Origin of the sequence: Bradyrhizobium lablabi, assembly GCF_018131005.1 — a bacterium.
GTDB lineage: Bacteria > Pseudomonadota > Alphaproteobacteria > Rhizobiales > Xanthobacteraceae > Bradyrhizobium > Bradyrhizobium lablabi_D.
This window is the reverse complement of the sequence record NZ_JAFCJK010000012.1, coordinates 20770-41451: the sequence shown is the minus strand read 5'-3', so window position 1 is coordinate 41451 and position 20682 is coordinate 20770. Positions and strand designations below refer to the sequence as shown.

The following is a 20682-nucleotide window of genomic DNA, read 5'->3' as shown; positions in this document are numbered from 1 at the left end:
TTCTGCCGGCGCATGGTCTGCCAAGAAGTCGGGTTTTCTGATTGGCGATCACGCTCCCAATAAGAATAAGCGGCGGCGCATCAGCGCTGCCGCTGTTTTGTTTAAGGCGGGTGTAACCTCACGATGTTCCTTGTCGTCGAACAACTCCTGAATGGCCTGCAATTCGGCCTGCTGCTGTTCCTGCTGGCCGCAGGCCTGACGCTGGTGTTCGGCATCATGGATTTCGTCAACCTGGCGCACGGCTCGCTCTACATGATGGGCGCCTATTTCGCGGCGACCTTCGTGGCCTGGACCGGCAATTTCGTGCTCGGCGCGCTGATGGCGCTCGGCGCCACGCTGCTGCTCGGGATCGCGCTTGAATTCGTCGCGCTCAGGCATCTTTACGGCCGCGATCATCTCGACCAGGTTCTGGCAACCTTCGGCCTGATTCTGTTCTTCAACGATGCCGTGCGGTTGATCTGGGGGCCGGCCGGGCTTGCGCTGCCGCTGCCGGCCTGGCTCACGGTTCCGGTGCAGATCATTCCGGGCGTATTCTATCCGGCCTATCGTCTGTTGATCATCGCGGTTGCGCTGGCGGTCGCCGCGCTGCTCTATGTCGTCGTGATGCGCACGCGCGTCGGCATGCTGATCCGCGCCGGCGCCTCGAACCGCGAGATGATCGGCGCGCTCGGCATCAACATCAAGCTGCTGTTCACGCTCGTGTTCGGTCTTGGCGCCGCGCTCGCCGGCCTTGCCGGGCTGATGCAGGCGCCGATCCTGACCGTGCAGATCGGGATGGGCGAGAACATCCTGATTCTCGCCTTCGTCATCATCGTGATCGGCGGCATCGGTTCGATTCGCGGCGCGTTCCTGGCGGCGATCTTCGTCGGCATGATCGACACGCTCGGCCGCGCCTTCCTGCCCGATCTGCTGCGCAAGGTGCTGAGCGGGGCGGCGGCCTCGACCGCTGCACCCGCGCTGTCCTCGATGCTGATCTATCTCTTGATGGCCATCGTCCTCGTGGTGCGCCCGGAGGGGCTGTTTCCGGCCGCCAAACGATGACGCCCAAGCTCAACGTCTCCAACGCCGTCGCGGTGGTGCTCTGCGCCGGTCTCCTCCTGCTGCCGGTCTATTCGGCGGTATCAGGCAACATTTTCATCCTGACGCTCTTCACCCGCATCGTGATCTTCGCGCTGGCGGCCGCGAGCCTGAACCTGATCATGGGCTATGGCGGCATGATGAGCTTCGGCCATGCCGCCTATCTCGGCATCGGCGGTTACGCGGTCGGCATCCTCGCAGCCGAAGGCACCGGCTCCGGCTTCATCCAATGGCCGGTCGCGCTCGCGGTGTCCGCCTTGTTTGCCCTTGTCATCGGTGCGCTCTCGCTGCGCACCCGCGGCGTCTACTTCATCATGATCACGCTCGCCTTTGCGCAGATGGCCTATTACGTCGCTTCCGGCCTGTCGCGCTATGGCGGGGACGATGGCCTGACCATCTACAAGCGCAGCGATTTCGCCGGCCTGATCAATCTCTCGAACCGCACGCAGTTCTACTACCTGTGCCTCGCCTGCCTGTTCGGCGGCCTTTACCTGATCTGGCGGATCGTCAATTCGCGCTTCGGCCTTGTCGTGCAGGGCGTGCGCTCCAACGAGCAGCGCATGCAGGCGATCGGCTTCCACGCCAATCGCTACCGTCTGGCGTGCTTTGTCATCGCGGGCACGATCTGCGGCCTGGCGGGCGCCCTGCTTGCCAACAACACCGACTTCATCAGCCCGGCGGTGATGTACTGGACCCGCTCCGGCGATCTCATGGTGATGGTGATTCTCGGCGGCATGGGCTCGCTGTTCGGGCCTGTCATGGGCGCCATCGTCTATCTCGTGCTGGAAGAGCTGCTGTCGCAATTCACTGAATATTGGGCGCTGATCATGGGCCCGCTGTTGCTGTTGATCGTGCTGTTCGCGCGCGGCGGCATCATGGGCCTGCTCGGGAGGATAAGCCGTGACTGATTCCCTGGCTGATCCCTTGCTCCGCGTCGAAAACCTGGTCCGCCGCTTCGGCGGCATCACCGCCACCGACAACCTCTCGATGGAAGTCGTGCCGGGCGAGTTGCACGCCATCATCGGCCCCAACGGCGCCGGCAAGACCACGCTGATCAGCCAGCTCACCGGTCAACTGACACCGAATTCCGGCACCATCCGCTTCGCCGGGCGCGATGTCACGGGACTGCCTTCCTACAAGCGGAGCCGGCTCGGGCTGGCGCGCTCGTTCCAGATCACCTCGCTGCTCAAGGATTTTTCGGCGATCGACAATGTCGCGCTCGCGGCGCAGGCGCATGACGGCCACTCCTTCCGCTTCTGGGGCAATGCGCGCAAGGAGAAGCACCTGCGGGATGCCGCGCGCGCAGCGCTGGAGCGCGTCGGCCTCGGCGCACGCGCCAATGTGGTGGTCTCGGAACTGAGCCATGGCGAGCAGCGCGAGCTCGAGCTTGCGGTCGCGCTCGCAACCAGGCCGCAGCTCCTGCTGCTGGATGAGCCGATGGCTGGCCTCGGCATCACCGAGTCGGCGCGGATGGTCGCGCTATTGAAGGAGCTGCGCAAGGAAGTGACCATCGTGCTGGTCGAGCACGACATGGAGGCGGTGTTCGCGCTCGCCGACCGTATCACGGTCCTGGTCTATGGCCGCGTCATCGCCTGCGACGCGCCGGATGCCATCCGCAAGCACGACGAGGTCAAGCGCGCCTATCTCGGCGAACAGCACGCGGTGACCCGCCATGGCTGACACCAAAGTGGCCGAGACTCTGCTTGAGGTCGACGCGATCGAAACCTGTTATGGCCTCAGTCAGGTGCTGTTCGGCCTCTCGCTGTCGATCAAGTCCGGCGAGATGGTCGCGCTGATGGGCCGCAACGGCATGGGCAAGACCACGACCGTTCGCTCGATCATGGGCCTGACGCCTGCGCGCGGCGGCGCCATCCGCTTTGCGGGAGAGCAGGTGCGGGGCCTGCCGTCCTACAAGATTGCAAAACTCGGCATCGGCCTGGTGCCCGAAGGCCGCCAGATCTTTCCTAACCTGACGGTGCGAGAGAATCTCGTCGCGGCCTCAGGCAACCGGCAGGGCAGCCGCGATCCCTGGACGCTCGACAAGATCCATGCGCTCTTTCCGCGATTGGCCGAGCGCAGCGGTAACATGGGCGTAACACTCTCCGGCGGCGAACAGCAGATGCTCGCGATCGGCCGCGCGCTGATGACCAATCCGAAGCTTCTGATCCTCGATGAAGCCACCGAAGGACTTGCGCCACTGATCCGCGACGAGATCTGGAGCTGCCTGTCGATGCTGAAAGGGCAGGGGCAATCGGTGCTCGTCATCGACAAGAACGTCGAGAATTTGGCCCGCATCGCCGACCGCCACTACATCATCGAGCGCGGCAGAACGGTGTGGAGCGGAACGAGCGAGCAGCTGGTTGCAGAGCCGGGCCTGCAGCACCGGTATCTGGGGATTTGATGCCGATTACGATCATTCGATGTATGAGCCGGTCGATCTGACAATCGCGCCCCATTTGTCGGTTTCGCCAGCGACCAGTCTTGCATAGTCGCCTGGCGTGCCGGGCCGTGTTTTCGCCCCGAGCTCTGCGAGGCGCGCGCTCACTTTCGGGTCGGCGAGCCCTTCGTTGATGCAGCGGTTGAGCGCGGCGACGATCTGCTCCGGTGTGCCCTTCGGCGCGCTGATGCCGTTCCAGATGGAGGCGTCGTAGCCGGGCAAGAATTCGGCCATGGCCGCGACTTCGGGCAGCGCCGACGAGCGCTCTGTTGCCGTCACTGCAAGTGCGCGCAGCGCGCGGGCGCGAATGAATTCCATCGAGCCGGGCAGGGTCGCAAAGTAGACCTGCACACGTCCGCCGATCAGGTCGCTGATCGCCTCCGCATCGCCACGATAGGGAACGTGCTGCATGGTGACGCCGGCCATCCTCTTGAACAATTCGGTTGCGACATGCGGAGGGCTCCCCACGCCGCTCGAGCCAAAGTTCAGTCCATTCGGCTTCGATTTGGCGTATTCGATGAACGCCGCGACGGATGCCGGAGGAAATGAGGGGTGGACACACATCACCAGGGGCGCGCTGGCGATGGCTGCGACGGGTTCGGTGTCGCGGATGAAGTTGAATTTGAGATTGCGGAACAGCGTGGCGTTGATGGCGTTCGCCGCCGAAGCGACGAGCAGAGTGTGGCCGTCGGGGGGCGCGCGTATCACCTGCTCGGTGGCGAGGTTGGTCGCCGCACCCGTGCGGTTCTCGACGACGAAGGGCTGGCCGAATTTTTGCCAGAGCCATTGGGCGAGGATGCGCGCCACGAGGTCGGTATTGCCGCCGGCCGAGAAACCGACGATCAGATATACGGGCCGGGCCGGATAGGCGGCGGTCGCGAGCGCGGGGCTTGCGGTAGCCGCGATCGCGGCCGCGCCGAACTGCAGGAACTTCCGGCGTCGGAGCATGGCGCTCTCGCCCTCTGGCAGCCGGACAGCAACGGCTCGCCGGCAGCGCATTTCCCGGTGATTGGTCAGGTCCGGTGCCTGATCGTTCGAGGATATCTCAACGGCGATATCGGCGGCAATAATCGACCACTGTGTCCATGAACACTTTGGCCGCCGGCGATAGCGAGCGGTCGCTGCGTGAGCAGATGCAGAATACCAGGGATTCCGACGCAAACTCGCGCACCGGCACAGTCATGAGCGATCCGCTGGCCGATTCCCGCTCGACGGCGAAGCGCGGCAGCAGCGTGCATTGCCTGCCGATGGCCGCCACTTCCTTCACCAGCGCCAGTGAGTTGGTCACGCAAAACGGCTTCGGCACGAATCCGTGCCTGGCGAAGACCCTGTCCATCTGCTGGCGGAGGCCGAATGATGGCTCGGTCAAGGCGAACGGAAACTCCTTGAGCTCCGCCAGCGATATGACCTTGCGTCCGGCAAGGGGATGCGCAGGTGAAAATGCCGCGACCATCTTGTCGCGGAAGACTTCCAGCCGCGTGATGGCGTCGCGCGCGGGGGCGTTGAGAACGAGGCCGATTTCCGCTGTGCCCGCGATCAGCGCCTCCATCGCCTCGTCGGTGCTGCTCATCCTGATGTTGAAGGTCACGTCGGGATATTGCGCGTTGAAGCGGTTCAGCACCGGCGCGACGAAACTCTCGATCGCGGTCTGGAAGCAGTAGATGTCGACGTTGCCCGCCTGCAGGTCCTGCAGCGCCGCGATGTGGGATTTGACGCGCGAGAATTCGCGCATCACGCCGTCGATCTTCGACAGCAGGATTTCGCCTGCCGCAGTTAGCTTCATGCCCTGCGCGCGCCGGTCGAAAATCGGCGCACGCAATTCGTGTTCGAGCTTGGCGATCTGGCGGCTGATTGCCGACGGCGAGACATGCAGCCGGTCGGACGCGGCGCGAATCGATTGGGCGTGGGCGGTGGCGCTGAAATAGCGAAGGGCCGTGAAATCCATCGGATCGACCTCGCCGTAGCTGTTGCATTTTCGGCAATAGAACGGTGCCCGAATTGATATGGCATCAACGCCGGCTTGGGTCAATTGTTCGGCCCGCGACTAAATCCCAATCAACGGAGCGAACACCATGCCCTTTATCCATATGTTGCCCGACCCGGGGATGAATTACACGTTCAACCGGCCGCTGCTTGACGGGACGTCACCAGCGCGCCTCAAGGAGCTCAGCGCCATCGCGCCACGCATCAAGGACTATGATTCCTGGTACACGGTCTGGCTCGAGGTTGCCAAAAAAGCGGAAGCCGAGAAGCGATACCTGGACGCCGCCTCCTATTATCACGGCGCCGAGTTCTATTTGCCGGCCGGCGACGTGCGCAACGGCCTCTACGACGACTTCGCTCGAAGCTGGGCTCTCGGCATGAAAGGTGTCGCCGGTTACGAGCGCATCGCCATTCCATATCCCGGCGGGCATCTGCCGGGTTTCAGGCTGCAGGCGAGAGGCAAGGAGCGCAGCACGCTCATCTTCACCGGCGGATACGATTCCTTTGTCGAGGAGTTCTACAACTTTCTCCTCCCTATGACCGATCTTGGAGTGACCGTCATCGCCTTCGACGGGCCCGGCCAGGGCGGCGCCCTGCGGCAGGGAATCTATCTGGATCATGCGTGGGAGAAGCCGGCCAAGGCGGCGATCGATTATTTCGGGCTCGATGCCGTGGACTGGCTCGGCGCCTCCTGCGGCGGCTACATGTCGATCCGTGCGGCCGCCTTCGAGTCCCGCATCAAGCACATCGTCTCGATGCCCACATCGTATTCGGGTCTCGATATGACGCTCAAGCAAATGCGGCCCGGCAAGGCACAGCAACTGATCTCGCTGTTCAAGGCGGGCGACCGCAAGGGGACCGAGGCGCTGGTCGCCGAAGAGCGCCTGCCGAGCTCGGTATTCGAATGGTGTGTTGTCCAGGGAATGCATATCACCGGCACCAAGACGCCATATGATTTCCTCACAGCGATCGCGAAGCACTCGCTCGACGGAATCCTGCACAACGTCAAGCAGGATATCCTGCTGACTGAAGGCGAGCAGGATCATCTGTTCAATGTCGGCTGGGTGCATCGGACCATGCGCGAGCTCGTTTGCGCCCGGTCCGTGACAACGCGGATATTCACCGCGCGCGAGGGAGCGGAGCAGCATTGCCAGCTCGGAAATTCGGCGGTTGCTCGTCATGCGATCGTCCATTGGCTTGCGAGCTTCTACCCCGGCATGCCGGTTGGGGAGAGCGCGACGGCAACCGGCGTCGCTGCTTGACGACGTAGAAATCTCCAGGGGCCGGGGCTGTCGCTAAGGCCCCGGCAAGGATGGCGAACCATGACCCAGACCATGACCATCTTGGCGTCGCTGGCGCCCGTGTTTCTCGTGATGGCGCTCGGCTATTGCGCCGGCCACACCAGGGATTTCGACAATCGAAATATCGGCTCGCTCAATGCGCTGGTGATGGATTTCGCACTGCCGGCTGCATTGTTCACCGCGATGGCGCAGGCTTCTCGCAAGGCCATGCTCGATCAGGCCACCCTTGCGCTGGTGCTGTCGGGTGCGATGCTGGTGGCGTATGGCGTGACGTATTTCGTGGAGCGATTGTGGTTCGGCCGTGACCGGCGCGAAAGCGCGCTGATTGCGCTGACGGCGTCGGGCCCAAATGTCGGCTCCGCGGGTCTTCCGATCGTCGCAGCGCTGTTCTCCAGATCCGCCTCGATCTCCGTCGCTGTTGCGGTCGCGATTGCCGCCATCGTGGTGACGCCGCTGTCGCTGCTGCTGCTCGAATCCGCTGACGGCAAGAGCGCGAATGTCCTTTCGGTCATGAAGAAAGCTCTGCTCCAGCCGATCGTCATCGCGCCGGTGTTGGGACTGTTGTGCTCACTGGCGGGGTTTTCGCCGCCGCCGCTCGTCGAGAGCACGCTGATCCTGGTCGGGCAGGGCGCATCAGGCACCGCCCTGTTCCTCACCGGCCTCGTGCTATCGGCGCAGCCCGTAAAACTCTCTGCGAATGTCGCCTGGACGGTCGCGATGAAGAACGTGCTTCAGCCGCTGCTGACCGCACTCCTGGCGCTGCCGCTGCTCGACGGCGCGGAGGCGCGTGTCGCGGTCATGCTGATGGCGGTGCCGTCAGGTGCGTTCGGTGTCCTGTTCGCGGTCCGTTATGGCGTGGCGTCGGCCCAGATCGGCACGATGCTGATCGCAAGCACACTTCTCAGCACCGTGACGCTGACCGCGGCGATCCTGTTGTCGGCCGGTTGGAGCTGGACCTGATTTCAAAACATCTCGAAATATTCGCGGTGTTCCCAGTCCGACACTTCAGCCTGAAACCGCTCGATCTCGGCGTTCTTGATGTGGACGTAATAGTCCACGAACTCTGCCCCGAACGCCCCGCGGAAGAACGGATCGTCGTCGAGCGCAAACACCGCCTCGCGCAGCGATTTCGGCAGGAGCGCCGCCTTGGTCTCGTAGGGCGTATCCGCCGACGGACCCGGATCCAGCTTGCGGTCGATGCCGTCGAGGCCGGAGAGGATCTGCGAGGCCATGTAGAGATAGGGGTTCGCCGCCGGCTCGCCGATCCTGTTCTCCAGCCGCGTCGCGGCATCGCCCGCGCCACCGAGCACGCGGATCATGACGCCGCGATTGTCGCGCCCCCAGATCGCGCGGTCCGGCGCCAGCGAATAGGATCGGTAGCGCTTGTAGCCGTTGATGGTCGGCGTCGTGAATACAGTCGAGGCCCGCGCATGCGCGATGAGGCCGGCGAGGTAGGCGCGTCCGAGCGGACTCAGCGGCTCGGCGGTCTCCTTCGCCATGAACGCGTTCTCGCCGCTCGCGCGCGACACCAGCGACTGGTGGAGGTGCCAGCCGCTTGCGAACACGTTCGGCAGCTTCGGCCGGCACATGAAGGTCGCGTGATAGCCGTGGCGGCGCGCGATCTGCTTCACCGCCGAGCGGAACAGCACCATGGTGTCGGCGGGCGCAACACCTGCCGTCGGCTGGAAAGTGAACTCGCACTGGCTCGGGCCGAACTCGACCTCGACCGAGCGGAGCGGCAGGCCGAGCGCGATGATGTCGCGGCGAATGATTTCCAGCGCCGGCTCCATCAGGTCGTAGCGCTGCTCGGTCAGATACTGGTAGCCGTGCGACAGCAGGCTGACCGCGGGCGGACGTCCGGGCTGCCCCGCATCCTCCGGCGCCATGTATGCGTCGTCGAGCTTGAACAGATGGAATTCGACCTCCAGCCCCGCGACGAAATCGTAACCGCGGCTTCCGAGCTGATCGAGCACCTTGCGGTAAAGATTACGCGTTGCGAACGGCACTGGCCGACCGTCGTTGAAATGCAGATCGCAGAGCAGCCAGCCGGTGTTCGGCGCCCAAGGCAGCACGCGGAACGTGGCGGGATCGGCAACCATCAGCACGTCGGCCGCGCCCTCCATCTCCTTCATGCCGAAGCCACCGCCGGCGGTGAATACCGGGAACACCGTCTTGTGCGAGGTGTCCTTCGCCAGCATCGTCGTGGTGATGGAGCAGCCGCTCTCGAGCGAACGCACCGCCTCAGTTGCGATCAGCGTCTTGCCGCGCAGAATGCCGTGCTGGTCCGGAAACGACAGCCGGATGACTTCGAGATTCCTCTCCTCGACGACGCTGCGAAGGCGGCTCGCCGCCTCCTTCTGCTCATCCGACCACAGGCCGTGACGCTCGACGAAACTCAAGGCGTCACTCCTTCACTTCTCCCTCTCCCCGCTCCTCGCGGGGAGAGGGTAGGGGTGAGGGGCTCTCTCCGCCGGCTCGATTTGTCGATAGACCTGTACCCCCTCACCCGGATCGCATCTTGCGATGCGATCCGACCTCTCCCCGCAAGCGGGGCGAGGTGAGGCAAGATGCGGTGCTGGCCCACTGAAACCATCATCACTCCGCCGCCGTCAGGTGGGTTACCTTGCCTGCGATCTCCCGCGGCACAGGCGCGGCCCATGGCGCGCCGCGGCGGCGCTTGACATCGACTTCCATCCAGTAGAGCTCCCAGCCTTGGGTGGGCCCGATGCCGTCCATCGTCGCCGGACCCTGAATGCTGCGCGCGGTGGCATCATCGAGGAACAGCATCGGCTGTTCGCCGCCGGCGACCTTCTCGATTTCCTGCCGCAGCAGGCGACGATACTGCACGATCGCCTTGTCGCTCTGGCCGAGATGCTCGTTGGTGCGATCCTGGATCGGGCCCATCGATTCCACCGCCCACTGGTCGTGGACGTTGATATCGGTACCCATGCCGGTGTAGGTCGCGGTCGCCTGCTCGTGCGGATCGAAGCCGTAATCGTTGGTCTTGTTCTTGCGCGACTTGTAGTCGGGCAGCTCATAGAGCTCGAGCCGCTGGTCGCGCATCTTCTTCTTGTCGACCGGGGCCGTGTAGCTGGTGAAGATCGCGTACCAGTAGCAATTCTCGTCGTCGATTGGCACGTGCCACTGCGTGATCGTCATCTCCGTCGACATCGGGATGACGAAGCCGTGCGGGAACAGCTGGTTGGTCACGCGCACATGTGTGCGTTCCTCGTCCAGCTCGCGGAGCGCAATGAGCCGCAGGCCATATTCGGTGTGCTCGACATTGATGATGGGGCGATCATATTCGCGCAGGATCCTGGTCATCGGCATGTCGCTGCCGGCGGACGCGCCACGAAACTGCTTGCCATAGGCCGCGGAGGTATCCTCGTCCTCGAAGAACCGGTGCAAATAGGATGCATGCGCCGGGTCGATGCCGACCTCGAGCGCCTGCAGCCAGTTGCAGTTCATGTGGCCCTTGAATGCGAAGGTGTGGCTTTCGGGCGCGACGAAGCAGTCGATTTCCGGGAATGCCGGCGGCTCGCCCTCGCCAAGATAAGCCCAGAGGATGCCGCTCTTTTCGACCACGGGATAGGCGCGCTGCCTGATACCCTTGCAGAGCTGCGAGCCGGCCGGCTCCGCCGGCGTCTCAACGCATTGGCCGGTCGTATCGAACAGCCAGCCATGGAAGGCGCAGCGCAGGCCGCCATTCTCGAGCCGGCCGAAGGCGAGATCGGCGCCGCGATGCGCGCAGTGGCGATCGATCAGCCCGTAGCGGCCATCCTCGCCGCGAAACAGCACGAGGTTCTCGCCGAGCAGTCTCACTGGCCGCACCGGGCGCGCGCCCTGCAACTCATCCACCAGCGCCGCCGGTTGCCAGTACATCCGCATCAGCTTTCCGCACGGGTCCTTGCGGCCGGTGCGGGTGATCAGATCGTTCTGGTCCTGGCTCATCATGGCGGCGTCTCCCGTCGGATTTGTTCGCCTATTGAACGAATGGGCGAATTATGCCATGTGTGGTCGGGACGGCAAGTCCAAATTTTTGAACCGTTCAAAGCCGGGACCGATGCCAAAGCTGAAGCGGACCGATCAGGACGAGCGCGCCACCGATTTCGTCGAGAGCCTCGACCGTGGCCTGCGTCTCCTGCAAGTGTTTGGCGCCGTCACCGGTCCTGCGACGCTGAGCGATCTGGCACGCGCCGCCGATCTGCCGCGTGCCACTGCGCGGCGCATCCTCTTCACGCTCGCACATGGAGGTTTTGTATCTACCGACGGCAAGCTGTTCACGCTGACGCCGCATGTGTTGACACTTGCCGGATCCTATCTGCGGTCGAACCAGGTGGTCTCGGTGCTGCAGCCGGTGCTCGACCGCATCGCGACATCGGCGCAGGAGATCAGCTCGCTCGCATTGCTTGATGGCGATGAGGTGGTGTTTGTCGCACGCGGCAGTCCGACGCGGGTGTTCTCCGCCGGCCTCGACATCGGCTACCGGCTGCCGGCGTTCTGCACCTCGGTCGGCCGCGCCATGCTCGGCCGGCTTCAGGACGACGAGCTCGCGGCGCGGCTAGAGGCGATGCGTCGCGAAGCCCTGACGCCGCAGACCCTGACCGATCCAAAACGGCTGCTCGCTGCCATCATCGCCGATCGCGAACAGGGCTATTCGCTTGTCGACCGCGAGGCCGAACCTCATTTCCGTTCGATCTCGGTGCCGGTGCGCCGCTATGATGGAACCATCGTCGCCGCCATCAACATGGGTGCGCATGTCGATCGCGTGCCGGCGAGCGAGCTGATCGAGCGTTTCCTGCCGTTGTTGCGTGAGGGGGCCGAGGACGCGAAGAGCCGCCTGCTGTAGATCGCGTGAGGTGTGGATTACAAGGCCACGCTGCGCAGTCCGAACGAGCGGGCCTCGTTCTGCAGCACGGGCCGCACCGAGTCGATCAGGCGCGCGGCGGCGGCGTCGACCGAGAGCCCGGCGGTATCCACCACGGCTGAGGCGCGCGCGTAAAGCGGTTCGCGGCTGACCAGGATGTTGCGCAGTTCGGCCATCGCGGAGCGGTCGTCGGCCATCGGGCGCAGGTCACCCTGGCGGCGGACGCGGGCCATGTGCTCTTCGGGTTCGGCCTTCAGCCAGATCGTGTAGAACGACGAGAGGATCAAATCGAACGTCAGCGGCTCGGAGACGATGCCGCCGCCGGTCGCGAGCACCATCAATTCCTTCCGCGCCAGCAGTTGCGTCAGCGCGACCTGCTCCATGCGGCGGAAGCCTTCCTGGCCATAGAGCGCGATGATCTCGGCGACCGAAAGGCCGTTCTGCGTCTCGATCTCCTTGTTGAGCTCGACAAAGCTCCAGCCGATTTTCTTTGCCAGCATCCTGCCGAGCGTCGATTTGCCGGCGCCGCGCAGCCCGATCAACGCGATGCCGGAGAATGAGGCGCGGCGCGGTGCGGATGCGCCGCCGGCGAGGATGTCCTTGGCCTGCGCAATCTGGTTCGGCGTCGCCTTGCGCAGGAGATCGCGGATCACGGCCCAGTCGGGCGCCGGCTCACTCGAGGGGATGAGATCCTCGAGATGCGCGCCCATCGCGCCTGCGACGCGGCGCAGCAGCACGATCGAGACATTGCCTTTGCCGCTCTCGAGCTGGGCGATGTAACGTTCGGAAATGCCGGAGACCTTCGCGAGTACTTTTCGCGACATGCCGCGGAGTGCCCGCATGGTGCGCACGCGCTGGCCGAGCTGCTCGAGAAAGCCGGATTCCGGATCGTTGTCTGAGCTCATGATCCCTGTGCGACGCGGTTTCAGGAAACATAGTGCCGATGAGGATTGACAGCAAGCCAACGCAGTGGCTTTGTATGAATTATAATTCTTAAAAGTGGGGAGAAGGCGTCGTGACGCGCGTGAGTCCGAGGAACGGGGCATGATTTACAATGCAGTGACCTGGCTGCTCGACCGCAACGTCGACGAGGGCCGCGGCGGCAAGGTCGTCTTCGACGACACCGTGTCAGAACTCACCTATGGCGAGTTGCAGCAGCAGACGCGCCGGCTCGGCAACATGCTGCGCCGGCTCGGCGTTCGTCGCGAAGAGCGGGTCGCCATGATCATGCTCGATACGGTCGACTTTCCGATCGTCTTCCTGGGCGCGATCCGTGCCGGCGTGGTGCCGGTGCCGTTGAACACGCTGCTGACGGCCGACCAATATGCCTATGTGCTGGCGGACTGCCGCGCCCGTGTGCTGTTCGTGTCCGAGGCACTGTTGCCGGTCGTGAAAGACATCATCGGTCGCCTGCCGGATCTCGAGCACGTCGTGGTCTCCGGCAAGGACGCGCATGGACACAAGAGGCTCGCCGATGAGATCGCCGGCGAGAGCGACAGTTTTGCTACTGCGGCAACGCATGCTGATGAGCCGGCCTTCTGGCTCTATTCATCGGGCTCGACCGGCATGCCCAAGGGCGTGCGTCATCTGCATTCCAGCCTCGCCGCGACCGCGGAGACTTACGCAAAGCAGGTGCTCGGCATCCGCGAGGACGATGTCGGGTTGTCGGCGGCAAAGCTGTTTTTCGCCTATGGCCTCGGCAACGCCTTGACGTTCACGATGTCGGTCGGCGCCACCACGGTGCTGAACCCGGAGCGCCCGACGCCGGCGACAATGTTCGCGCTGATCAACAGATACAATCCGAGCATCTTCTTCGGCGTGCCGACGCTGTTTGCGGCAATGCTGAACGACGAGGCGCTGAAGGCGCAGCGTGGCGGCAATCGCCTGCGCATCTGCACCTCGGCGGGCGAAGCGCTGCCGGAATCGGTCGGCAATGCCTGGAGGTCGCGCTTCGGGGTCGACATCCTCGACGGCGTCGGCTCGACCGAGTTGTTGCATATCTTCCTGTCGAATGCGCCAGGCGATATCAAATACGGATCGTCCGGCCGCCCGGTGCCCGGCTACAAGGTGCGGCTGGTCAACGAGACCGGCGCCGAGGTCGCCGATGGCGAGGTCGGCGAATTGCTGGTCGATGCGCCGTCGGCCGGCGAGGGTTATTGGAATCAGCGCAGCAAGAGCCGCACGACCTTCGAAGGTTCGTGGACACGCACCGGTGACAAATATACCCGCGACGCCGATGGACGTTACACCTTCTGCGGCCGTTCGGACGATATGTTCAAGGTCTCAGGCATCTGGGTCTCGCCGTTCGAGGTCGAGAGCGCTCTGATCACGCATCCCGCGGTGCTGGAAGCCGCCGTCGTGCCCGAGGCCGACCCCGAGGGCCTGCTGAAGCCGAAAGCGTTCGTGGTGCTGCGCGCCGATACCGAGGCCGTGGGCCTGCATGAGGCGTTGAAGGAGCACGTCAAGCAGAAGATCGGCCCGTGGAAATATCCGCGCTGGATCGATGTCGTCGACAGCCTGCCGAAGACGGCAACGGGAAAAATCCAGCGGTTCAAGTTGCGCGAACACTAGCCGTCATGGCCGGGTCAAGCCCGGGCATGACGAGAACCGAAGAGCAGAACATGATTTTCGCACCCTCCGGCCTGCTGCGCATCGACGGCTCCGACCTTGAATATCGCATGATCGGTCCGTCGCCCGAATCTGCGCCAACCATCGTGATGCTGCATGAGGGCCTCGGCTCGGTCGGACTGTGGGGCGATTTCCCGGAGAGACTGCAAGCTGCGACCGGTGCCGGCGTGTTCGTCTACTCGCGCGCAGGCTATGGCGCGTCGACGCCGGTCAATTTGCCGCGCCCGCTCGATTACATGCATGTCGAGGCCCTGGAGGTGCTGCCAAAGCTGCTGGATCAGATCGGCTTCCGCCGCGGCCTGCTCGTCGGCCATTCCGATGGCGCCTCGATCGCCGCGATCTACGCCGGCTCGCGTCAGGATCACCGCCTGCAGGGGATCACGCTGATCGCGCCGCATTTCGTCGTCGAGGACATTTCGGTGAAGTCGATCGCCGAGGTCAAGACGGCGTATGAGACGACGAATTTGAAAGAGAAACTCGCGCGCTGGCACAACGATGTCGACAACGCCTTCTACGGCTGGAACGGCGCCTGGCTTGATCCGAATTTCCGCGATTGGGATATCTCCGACTATCTCGCCTATATCCGCGTGCCTGTCCTGATCGTACAGGGCGTCGACGATCAGTACGGCACGATGCGCCAGGTCGAGATCGCCAGGGAGGAGTGCTATTGCCCTGTCGATGTCGCCGTCATCGACGGCGCCGGCCATTCGCCGCATCGCGAGGCTTCGGCTGCGACGCTGGCCGCGATCACCGAATTCGCCGAGGCCGCGCTACGGGACGATCAGACGCTGGCCGCCTGACCCGCGAGCCGGTGCTAGGCCATTGGCCTGGCGAACGAATTCGGAAACATGCAACAAAATGCATGTTATCGCGTTTTGAACTAGACCAGATCAAAAACATGCACTATTGTGCATAGTACAACAGGCAGTATTGAAGGGTGGCCCAATGGCTGGCGACGATCGCGTCCTCGCAGGCGGGGCGAAATACATCGACTTCCAAACCGATCCGTCGCGCTACCGGCACTGGAAGCTGGACGTGCAGGGCGATGTCGCGACGCTCACCATGGACGTCGACGAGAATGCCGGCCTGTTCGAAGGCTATCAGCTCAAGCTGAACTCCTATGACCTCGGCGTCGATATCGAGCTTGCGGACGCCGTGCAGCGGCTGCGCTTCGAGCATCCCGAAGTGAAGGTCGTGGTGATGCGCTCGGGCAAGAACCGGGTGTTCTGCGCCGGCGCCAATATCCGCATGCTCGCGGGATCGACCCACGCCCACAAGGTCAACTTCTGCAAATTCACCAACGAGACCCGCAATGGGTTGGAAGATTCCTCGGAGAATTCCGGCCAGCGCTTCATCACCGTCGTCAACGGCACGGCGGCCGGCGGCGGCTATGAGCTTGCGCTTGCGACCGATCACATCATCCTTGCCGACGACGGCGCGGCGGCTGTCGCGCTGCCGGAGGTGCCGCTGCTTGCGGTGTTGCCGGGCACCGGCGGGCTGACCCGCGTCGTCGACAAGCGGAAGGTGCGCCGCGACCACGCTGATTTCTTCTGCACCATCGAGGAAGGCATCAAGGGCAAGCGCGCGGTGCAGTGGCGCCTGGTCGACGAGATCGCGCCGAACAGCAAGCTCGAAGGCAGGCTTGCCGACCGCGTCAGGGAGTTCTCCGCCAAATCGACCCGCAACGGCGCAGGCCCGGGTGTCACGTTGACGCCGCTGAAGCGGATCATCGACGACGGCGCGATCCGCTATGGCTTTGTCGGTGTCGATATCGATCGCGCCGCGCGCATCGCCACCATTTCGATCAAGGCGCCGGAAGCGGCGCCGCCGGCCGACACCGCCGGCCTGATGGCGCAGGGCGCATCGTTCTGGCCGCTGCAGGTCGCGCGCGAGCTCGACGATGCGATCCTGCATCTGCGCATCAACGAGCTCGAGATCGCCATGCTGGTGTTCAAGAGCCACGGTGACCGCGCCAACGTCGTCGCCTATGACACGTTCCTCGAGGCCAACAAGGCGCACTGGCTGGTCAACGAGATCAGGCACTACTGGAAGCGCGTGCTCAAGCGCATCGACGTCACCTCCCGCACGCTGGTGACGCTGGTCGAGCCCGGCTCCTGCTTCGTCGGCACGCTCGCCGAACTCGTGTTCGCCGCCGACCGCTCCTACATGCTGATCGGCCAGAAGCAGGGAGACAACCGCGCCCCGCCGACGATCGAACTGACCGCGATGAATTTCGGACCCTATCCGATGAGCCATGGCCTGACGCGGTTGCAGTCGCGCTTCCAGGCCGATCCGTCGGATCTGGAGCGCGCGCGAGAATCGATCGGCAAGGCGCTCGATGCGGAGCAGGCCGAGGAGTTCGGCCTCGTCACCTTCGCGCTCGACGATATCGACTGGGACGACGAGGTACGGGTGTTTCTCGAGGAGCGCACCTCGTTCTCGCCCGACGGCCTCACTGGCATGGAAGCGAATTTGCGCTTCGTCGGTCCGGAGACGATGGAATCGAAGATCTTCGCCCGCCTCACGGCGTGGCAGAACTGGATCTTCCAGCGGCCGAATGCGGTCGGTGAGGAGGGTGCGCTGCGCCGCTACGGCACCGGCCAGAAGGCGCAATTCGATATGACGAGAGTTTAGGGGAGCGAATAGCGAATAGGGAGTGGCGAATAGCCGACCCTTCTCCATTCGCTACTCGCCATTCACTATTCGCCAAACACCTCACGCGGGAGAGCTCCCAATGAACGTCAACATCATGAACGTCGATTACTCGACCAAGATTCCGAACAACGTGAATCTGGCCGAGGACCGCCAGGTGCTCAAGGCGCTGGAGGGCTGGCACCCCGGCTACATGGATTGGTGGAGCGACATGGGCCCGGATGGTTTCCAGGAATCGCTGGTGTATCTGCGCACCGCCTATTCGGTTGATCCGCGCGGCTGGGCCAAGTTCGATTATGTGCGGATGCCGGAATATCGCTGGGGCATCCTGTTGGCGCCGCAGGAAGAGAACCGCGTCATCCCGTTTGGTGAAAATTACGGCAAGCCGGCCTGGCAGGAAGTCCCCGGCGAGCACCGCGCAGTGCTGCGCCGCCTGATCGTGATCCAGGGCGACACCGAGCCGGCGTCGGTGGAGCAGCAGCGCCATCTCGGCAAGACCGCGCCCTCGCTCTACGACATGCGCAATCTGTTCCAGGTCAATGTCGAGGAAGGCCGCCACCTCTGGGCGATGGTCTACCTCTTGCAGAAATATTTCGGCCGCGACGGGCGTGAGGAGGCGGACGAATTGCTCCGCCGCCGCTCCGGTGATGCCGACAGCCCGCGCATGCTCGGCGCGTTCAACGAGGCCACGCCGGACTGGCTGTCCTTCTTCATGTTCACCTACTTCACCGACCGCGACGGCAAGATGCAGCTGCATTCGCTGGCGCAGTCGGGCTTCGATCCGCTGTCGCGCACCTGTCGCTTCATGCTGACGGAGGAAGCCCACCACATGTTCGTCGGCGAGACTGGTATCACGCGCGTCGTGCAACGCACCTGCGATGCGATGCGCGAAGCCGGCATCACCGATCCGAACGACATCGCGAAAGTCCGGGCGCTCGGGGTGATCGACCTGCCGACCATCCAGAAGAAGCTGAACCTGCACTATTCGCTGTCGCTCGACCTGTTCGGATCGGAGGTTTCGACCAACGCGGCCAACGCCTTCAATGCCGGCATCAAGGGGCGCTACAAGGAAACCGCGATCGAGGACGATCATCAGCTCAAGAACTCGACCTACCCGGTGATGAAGCTGGTCGATGGCCAGATCAAGATGGTCGACGAGCCGGCGCTGACCGCGCTCAATATGCGGCTGCGCGATGACTACACGCAGGACTGCGTCAAGGGCATGTTGCGCTGGAACAAGGTGATCTCGACCGCCGGCTATGACTACAAGCTCGCGGTGCCGAACACGGCCTTCCACCGCCAGATCGGGGAGTTCAAGGACGTCCATGCGACGCCCGACGGCCTCTTGATCGACGACGCCACCTGGGCGAAGCGCAGGAACGACTGGCTGCCGTCGACCGCGGATGGCGACTTCATCGCCTCGCTGATGAAGCCGGTAACCGAGCCCGGCCAGTTTGCATCCTGGATCTCGCCGCCCAAGGTCGGCATCGACAACAAGCCCGGCGACTTCGAATATGTGAGGATCGAGAGCTGACCATCAGCTAACGGTTCCTCTCCTCACGGAAAGGGCGGGGGTGAGCGCGGAAGGTCCCGGCTCGCCCCTTATTTTTGCCGAAGTGCGGTGCTTACCCCGCGATCTCCAGCCCCGCAGTCGCGTAGACGACGCCGCCGTCGACTGCGATGGTCGCGCCGACGACATAGTCGCCGGCTCGCGAGGCGAGATAGATCGCGACGCCAGCCATATCCTCCTCGGTGCCTACCCGCTGTGCCGGAACGCGCTTTGCCACTTCGTCGGCGTGGTCGCGCGCGGCGCGGTTCATGTCCGACTTGAACGCCCCCGGCGCAATGCCGGTGACGTTGATGTTGTCCTTGATCAGCCGGGTGGCCATGCGCCGCGTCAGATGAATGACCGCGGCCTTGCTGGCGGCATACGAATAGGTTTCCATCGGATTGACGAAGATGCCGTCGATCGAGGCGATGTTGATCACCTTGGCCGGCCGTTGGTGCGTTGCGGCCGCGCGCAACGGTTTCGCCAACGCCTTCGTCAGGAAGAAGATCGACTTGACGTTGAGGTTCATCACCTTGTCCCAGCCGCTCTCCGGGAATTCGTCGAAATCGGCGCCCCATGCCGCGCCGGCATTGTTGACGAGGATATCGAGTTTCGGCTCGCGCTTGATGATCTCGCCAGCGAGCATCTCGCAGCCTGCGACCGTCGAAATGTCGATCGGCAGGGCAATGCATTCGCCGTCGTATTCCGCCGAAAGCTCCTGGGCGGTGGCTTCACACGGCCCGGCCTTGCGCGCGGTGATGTAGACCTTTGCCGCGCCCTGGGCGAGGAACCCGGCCGCGATCATTTTGCCGATACCGCGAGAGCCGCCGGTCACCAGCGCGACCCGGCCCTTGAGAGAGAACAGATCCTTGAACATGTCTTCCTCCGTTGCATTGCCTGTGGTTCTGGGCGCGAGGACGGATCGAGTCAAGAAAGCTGATGGGTCGATTGGGGCGCAGGGACGTGATCGGCGTCACGCCGCGTCGATGCGGCGAAAGCCGTTCCACACCGCGGTCGCGGTCCCGGAGGTGAGCACCGGCAGGATGCGCTCATCCTGATAATTGCCGTTGAGCGAGACGCGCTGCAACGCGGTCAGATGGTCGCCGCTTTCCGGAAACAGCATGCCCGGCCGCGTCGTTACCGCAGTCTTGAAGCCAAATGTTTTCGCCAGCGCAAATTCGCGCGGACCGGCGGCGATCTTGTCGCCGTAGGGATAGGCAAGATGCAATGCCGGCTGCTGCAGCGCGGCTTCGATGCGCGCGCGGCTTGTCGCCAGTTCGAACGAGACACTCGCTTCGGTCTGCCGGGCGAGATTGCAATGGGTGATGGTATGCGCGCCGATCGCGACCAGCGGGTCGTCGGCAAAGCGCTTCAACTCGTCCCATGACAGGCAGAGTTCGCGCGCGATCGTGCTCTCATCGACGCCGTGACGGACGCACAGCGCGGAGATTTCGCGCTGCATGTCGGGTTCGGTGGGCAGCGAGCGCAGCCAGTCGTGCATCCGGTCGAACGCCGCTTGCTTGGCCTGCGCCGTCGAGGTGTCGAGACGCGTCATGTTCCCGTCGAGCGCAACCTCGATCGCCGACGCCGCGGCAACGACCCGCTCCAGGGCGATCCACCACAGCCGGCCGGAGCCCTCGGCGAAGTCGCTCGCGACATAGACGGTCATCGGCGCGTCGAACTCGCGCATGACCGGCAGCGCGAAGTCCCGGTTGTCGCGATAGCCGTCGTCGAAAGTGAAGCAGGCAAAGCGCTGCGAGAAATTCCGCTCGGCGAGACGCTGATGCGCTTCGTCCATGCTGATGATGTCGACATCAAGGGTGCGGAGATGCGCGAGCATCGCGCGCAGGAAGTCCGGCTCGACTTCGAGGTGGTGATTCGGCTGGAATGCGTCATCGCGCCGCGGGCGGACGTGGTGCAGCATGAAGATCGCGCCGACACCCGCGAAGATCGGCCGCAACAGGACGTGCGCGCCCGAGAAGTACAGCGCTTCCAGCCCGGCGCGGATCACGGTGTTACGAAGCTGTTTCATGAGAGCACGGGCCGGCCAGTTTGCATTCCTGCCTGAACCTAGCGAAAAACCGTTGAAGAAACTGTTATCCCGGTCCGACATGGTGCCCCTGCCATGCAACGCGATTTCGGGTTTGACAGTCAGCCAAGGGTTTGTTTTCTCTCTGGTTCCGGAGCC

General features: G+C 63.8%; 18 protein-coding genes. 11 read left to right on the top strand and 7 right to left on the bottom strand.

Features of this window, described 5'->3' with window-relative positions:
• Nucleotides 1–123: 123 nt before the first annotated feature.
• Genes JQ553_RS29075 through JQ553_RS29060 form a run of 4 tightly spaced genes read left to right on the top strand, consistent with a single transcriptional unit; the run spans nt 124 to nt 3478 of the window.
• On the top strand, nt 124–1041 hold the full coding sequence (locus tag JQ553_RS29075) for a branched-chain amino acid ABC transporter permease (RefSeq protein WP_212503492.1): 918 nt from the start codon (nt 124–126) through the stop codon (nt 1039–1041).
• Nucleotides 1038–1985, top strand: a complete 948-nt coding sequence (locus tag JQ553_RS29070) for a branched-chain amino acid ABC transporter permease (RefSeq protein WP_212503491.1) — start codon at nt 1038–1040, stop codon at nt 1983–1985. The genes JQ553_RS29075 and JQ553_RS29070 overlap by 4 nt, the downstream gene beginning before the upstream one ends.
• A gap of 4 nt (nt 1986–1989) precedes the next feature.
• On the top strand, nt 1990–2757 hold the full coding sequence (locus JQ553_RS29065) for an ABC transporter ATP-binding protein (RefSeq protein ID WP_212503612.1): 768 nt from the start codon (nt 1990–1992) through the stop codon (nt 2755–2757).
• Nucleotides 2750–3478 carry an ABC transporter ATP-binding protein gene (locus JQ553_RS29060; RefSeq protein ID WP_212503490.1) on the top strand — a complete coding sequence of 243 codons (729 nt, stop codon included), beginning with the start codon at nt 2750–2752 and terminating at the stop codon, nt 3476–3478. The genes JQ553_RS29065 and JQ553_RS29060 overlap by 8 nt, the downstream gene beginning before the upstream one ends.
• 12 nt (nt 3479–3490) lie before the next feature.
• Here the strand turns inward: JQ553_RS29060 and JQ553_RS29055 are convergent, their stop codons facing one another.
• Nucleotides 3491–4462 carry a tripartite tricarboxylate transporter substrate binding protein gene (locus tag JQ553_RS29055; RefSeq protein WP_212503489.1) on the bottom strand — a complete coding sequence of 324 codons (972 nt, stop codon included), beginning with the start codon at nt 4460–4462 and terminating at the stop codon, nt 3491–3493.
• Between the two features lie 97 nt (nt 4463–4559).
• Nucleotides 4560–5459, bottom strand: a complete 900-nt coding sequence (locus JQ553_RS29050) for a LysR family transcriptional regulator (RefSeq protein WP_212503488.1) — start codon at nt 5457–5459, stop codon at nt 4560–4562.
• Nucleotides 5460–5586: 127 nt separating this feature from the next.
• Here JQ553_RS29050 and JQ553_RS29045 point away from each other — a divergent pair, with 127 nt between their 5' ends.
• Both JQ553_RS29045 and JQ553_RS29040 read left to right on the top strand, forming a co-directional pair.
• Complete coding sequence (locus JQ553_RS29045) at nt 5587–6759, top strand: S9 family peptidase (RefSeq protein WP_212503487.1); 1173 nt, start codon at nt 5587–5589, stop codon at nt 6757–6759.
• 60 nt (nt 6760–6819) lie between these two features.
• Complete coding sequence (locus JQ553_RS29040) at nt 6820–7758, top strand: AEC family transporter (protein WP_212503486.1); 939 nt, start codon at nt 6820–6822, stop codon at nt 7756–7758.
• A 2-nt stretch (nt 7759–7760) separates the two neighbouring features.
• On the opposite strand, the gene JQ553_RS29035 is transcribed toward JQ553_RS29040, so the two are convergent.
• The gene (locus JQ553_RS29035; protein ID WP_212503485.1) at nt 7761–9197 is read right to left on the bottom strand and encodes a glutamine synthetase family protein; all 1437 of its coding nucleotides are present in this window, start codon (nt 9195–9197) and stop codon (nt 7761–7763) included.
• 196 nt (nt 9198–9393) lie between these two features.
• The gene (locus JQ553_RS29030) at nt 9394–10752 is read right to left on the bottom strand and encodes an aromatic ring-hydroxylating dioxygenase subunit alpha (protein WP_212503484.1); all 1359 of its coding nucleotides are present in this window, start codon (nt 10750–10752) and stop codon (nt 9394–9396) included.
• A gap of 109 nt (nt 10753–10861) precedes the next feature.
• Between JQ553_RS29030 and JQ553_RS29025 the strand changes: the two genes are divergently transcribed.
• A complete protein-coding gene (locus JQ553_RS29025; RefSeq protein WP_212503483.1) occupies nt 10862–11647 on the top strand; it encodes an IclR family transcriptional regulator C-terminal domain-containing protein in 786 nt (261 codons plus the stop codon).
• Between the two features lie 17 nt (nt 11648–11664).
• On the opposite strand, the gene JQ553_RS29020 is transcribed toward JQ553_RS29025, so the two are convergent.
• Complete coding sequence (locus tag JQ553_RS29020; protein WP_212503482.1) at nt 11665–12570, bottom strand: helix-turn-helix transcriptional regulator; 906 nt, start codon at nt 12568–12570, stop codon at nt 11665–11667.
• Between the two features lie 139 nt (nt 12571–12709).
• On the opposite strand from JQ553_RS29020, the gene JQ553_RS29015 reads away from it, so the two are divergent.
• The 4 genes from JQ553_RS29015 to boxB all read left to right on the top strand — a co-directional run bounded on the left by JQ553_RS29015 (nt 12710) and on the right by boxB (nt 18479).
• The gene (locus JQ553_RS29015; protein ID WP_212503481.1) at nt 12710–14236 is read left to right on the top strand and encodes a benzoate-CoA ligase family protein; all 1527 of its coding nucleotides are present in this window, start codon (nt 12710–12712) and stop codon (nt 14234–14236) included.
• Nucleotides 14237–14262: 26 nt separating this feature from the next.
• Nucleotides 14263–15093: an alpha/beta fold hydrolase gene (locus JQ553_RS29010; RefSeq protein ID WP_249144649.1), complete on the top strand. Its 831-nt coding sequence runs from the start codon at nt 14263–14265 to the stop codon at nt 15091–15093.
• A gap of 145 nt (nt 15094–15238) precedes the next feature.
• Nucleotides 15239–16927 (top strand): 2,3-epoxybenzoyl-CoA dihydrolase, encoded by a 1689-nt coding sequence (boxC, locus tag JQ553_RS29005; protein ID WP_212503480.1) that lies wholly within the window; start codon nt 15239–15241, stop codon nt 16925–16927.
• A 100-nt stretch (nt 16928–17027) separates the two neighbouring features.
• The gene (gene boxB / locus JQ553_RS29000) at nt 17028–18479 is read left to right on the top strand and encodes a benzoyl-CoA 2,3-epoxidase subunit BoxB (RefSeq protein ID WP_212503479.1); all 1452 of its coding nucleotides are present in this window, start codon (nt 17028–17030) and stop codon (nt 18477–18479) included.
• A gap of 91 nt (nt 18480–18570) precedes the next feature.
• On the opposite strand, the gene JQ553_RS28995 is transcribed toward boxB, so the two are convergent.
• Entirely contained in the window at nt 18571–19371 is an 801-nt protein-coding gene (locus JQ553_RS28995) for an SDR family NAD(P)-dependent oxidoreductase (protein WP_212503478.1), read from the bottom strand.
• A 96-nt stretch (nt 19372–19467) separates the two neighbouring features.
• Nucleotides 19468–20526 (bottom strand): polysaccharide deacetylase family protein, encoded by a 1059-nt coding sequence (locus tag JQ553_RS28990; protein WP_212503477.1) that lies wholly within the window; start codon nt 20524–20526, stop codon nt 19468–19470.
• Nucleotides 20527–20682 lie beyond the last annotated feature (156 nt).